Genomic DNA, 2,831 nt, shown 5'->3' on the forward strand with positions numbered 1-2,831 from the left:
GGCCCCCCCCCGGGCCCGCCCGCCCCGACAAACCCGGCGCGCGCTCGCGCCGACACCCCCCCCCCAGGTTCCCCCGCCTCTCGCATGTCCGAGCCTGTCCGTCCTGTTGCCCACCCCGGCCACGCGCCTGCGAGGACCCTCTCTCCGGACCGGGCTCGATATTTCGACTATTCTTGCAGTATGGTTTCCTAGTTCCAGAACTATCAAACTGGCATAGGGTGGTCGAGCATGAGCGCACATGACGGCGCAACGCTGTACATCAACGGCAACTGGGCGGGAGCCGAGGGCGGCGCGACCTTCGAGGTGAGCGACCCCAGTAGTGGGCAGGTGATCGGCCTCGCGGCCGACGCGACCGCCACGGAGACCCAGCGGGCCGTGGATGCCGCGGCTTCGGCGTTCCCGGCCTGGAGCGCCGAGTCGGCGTACACCCGCGCGGACGCTTTGCTGCGCGCCCATGTCCTCATGCTGGAGCGTGCCGAGGATCTGGCACGTCTGATGAGTCTGGAACAGGGCAAACCACTGCGCGCCGCCCGCAACGAGGTCGCCTACGCCGCCGACTTCCTGATCTGGTTCGCCGAGGAGGCCAAGCGCGTCTACGGCAGCACGATCCCCTCCCCCCGCGGCAAGCAGCGCTTCACCGTGCTGCGGCAACCGGTCGGCGTCGTCGCGGGCATCACCCCGTGGAACTACCCGATCTCGATGATCACCCGCAAGGTCGCTCCTGCCGTGGCAGCCGGCTGCACCATCGTGCTCAAGCCGGCCGAGCAGACTCCGCTCTGCGCGGCGGCCGTCTTCGAGATCCTTGACGCGGCCGGCATACCGCCAGGCGTCGTCAACCTGGTCACGACCGCCCGCCCCGCCGAGGTCGGCGACATCCTCCTCGACTCACCGGCCGTCCGGAAGCTGACCTTCACCGGCTCCACCGATGTCGGCAAGATGCTCGCGAGCCGCGCCGCCGCAACGATGAAGCACGTCTCGATGGAATTGGGCGGCCACGCGCCCTTCATCGTCTTCGACGACGCCGATCCCGCGCACGCGGCCAAGGGCGCCGCCCTGGTGAAGTACCTCAACACCGGCCAGGCGTGCATCTGCCCCAACCGGATCTACGTCCAGCGCGCGGCCGTCGAACGCTTCTCCAAGGTCTTCACCGAACGGGTCGGACGCCTCAAGGCGGGCCCCGGCCTCGACGAGACCTCGACCGTGGGCCCGCTCATCGACAGCGACGCCATGGACAAGATGCGCAGCCAGGTCGCCGACGCCCGTGCGAAGGGCGCTTCGGTGCTGGCCGGCGGCGAGGAGCTAACCGGGGAGGGCTACGGCAGCGGACTGTTCTTCGCGCCGACCGTCCTGGCCGACGTCACCCCGGACATGACGATCTACCGGGAGGAGACCTTCGGCCCGATCGCCGCCATCATCCCCTTCGACGACGAGGACGAGGTGATCGCCATGGCGAACGACACCGTGTACGGCCTCGCGTCCTACGTCTACACCACCGATCTCGGCCGTGCGGTGCGCGTCTCCGAGGCACTGAAGTTCGGCATCGTCGGGATCAACGACATCAACCCCACCGCCGCGGCGGCGCCTTTCGGGGGCACCGGCGAGAGCGGACTCGGCCGCGAAGGCGGTGCCCAGGGCATCGAGGAGTACCTCGACGTCAAGCTCATCGGGCATCTCCTGCCGTGACCACGGTGGCCGCGCCGTCGTCGGCCGGGCAGAACCAGCACCGCGCGTGGCGGGAGCGCCGACTGCCGTCCGTCGAACAGGTACGTACCGGACTGTGGTCGCTGCCCGTGCCCATCCCCGACAACCCCCTGCGGTACGTCCTCGCGTACGCGGTCGAGCTGAGTACCGGCGGCATCGCCCTGGTCGACACGGGCTGGCCCGCTGACGAGGCGTGGCAAGGGCTCACGACGGCGATCGCCGCGACCGGGCATCGCGTCGAGGACGTGCGCACCGTGCTCGTCACCCACGCGCACAGCGACCACCACGGCCTGACGTCCCTGGTCAAGGATGCGTCCGGGGCGGGTGTCGGCATGCATCCGGCCGAAGCCGAGGTTCTGCGGCGCGTCGCCGCCCAGGGGAGCATGGAGACCCGGCAGGCCGAGTGGCTGCTGCTGCGCGGCGCGCCGCCGCGGGAGAGCGCCGAGCTGCGGGGGTCGCTTCGGCCGATGGGCCGCATCCAGGACTCGCTGCCGATGCCCGACTTCCTCGTCGCCGATGGCGCTCGCCCGCTGCCGGGCCGCCCGGACCTGCGGGCGGTGTGGACACCGGGGCACACGGAGGGGCATCTGTGTTTCCTCTTGGAGGACGAGCGGCTGCTGCTCTCGGGGGATCACGTGCTGCCCCGGATCACCCCGAACATCTCCCGGGCACCGGGGCTGGACGACGACGCGGTCGGCGCCTATCTCACCTCGCTCGTAAGCACGGCACAGCTGCCCGTGGACGAAGTGCTGCCCGCGCACGAGTACCGCTTCGGGGACCTGCCCGGCCGCGTGGCCGCCATGCTGGGGCATCACCGCGCCCGAATGGCCGAGATCGAGGCCGTGGTACGGGCGGAACCCGGGTGCAGCACCTGGCGCATCGCCGAGACCATCTCGTGGTCACGCGGCTGGGAGAGCACCTACGGCATCATGCGGCAGACCGCGATCAGCGAGACCTACACGCACCTTCGTCATCTGGAGCGGCTCGGGCGGCTTCGCCGGGCGCCGGGCGGTCCGGACGCCTGGCATCTGGCCTCCTGAGCCGCACCGTCCGATCCACACGGCGACCCACCGCGGCCGGTGTCGCGCACGGTATCCGAGCTGAAGGCCCGCGGCGGACCGCTCCAGGTC

General features: G+C 70.6%; 2 protein-coding genes. Both read left to right on the forward strand.

Going from position 1 to position 2,831, the window contains the following annotated elements; all coding sequences use genetic code 11:
* Positions 1–228: 228 nt before the first annotated feature.
* Positions 229–1,683 (forward strand): NAD-dependent succinate-semialdehyde dehydrogenase, encoded by a 1,455-nt coding sequence (locus ACFXJ5_RS39770; protein ID WP_384642934.1) that lies wholly within the window; start codon positions 229–231, stop codon positions 1,681–1,683.
* Positions 1,680–2,741 carry an MBL fold metallo-hydrolase gene (locus tag ACFXJ5_RS39775; RefSeq protein ID WP_384642937.1) on the forward strand — a complete coding sequence of 354 codons (1,062 nt, stop codon included), beginning with the start codon at positions 1,680–1,682 and terminating at the stop codon, positions 2,739–2,741. Before ACFXJ5_RS39770 ends, ACFXJ5_RS39775 begins: the two co-directional genes overlap by 4 nt.
* Positions 2,742–2,831: the final 90 nt, after the last annotated feature.

The organism is Streptomyces sp. NPDC059373 (assembly GCF_042751495.1).
Taxonomy (GTDB): Bacteria; Actinomycetota; Actinomycetes; order Streptomycetales; family Streptomycetaceae; genus Actinacidiphila.

Excerpts from the sequence above, each read along its gene's own strand:
- ACFXJ5_RS39770 (WP_384642934.1), top strand. The coding sequence starts at position 229 with ATGAGCGCACATGACGGCGCAACGCTGTACATCAACGGCAACTGGGCG.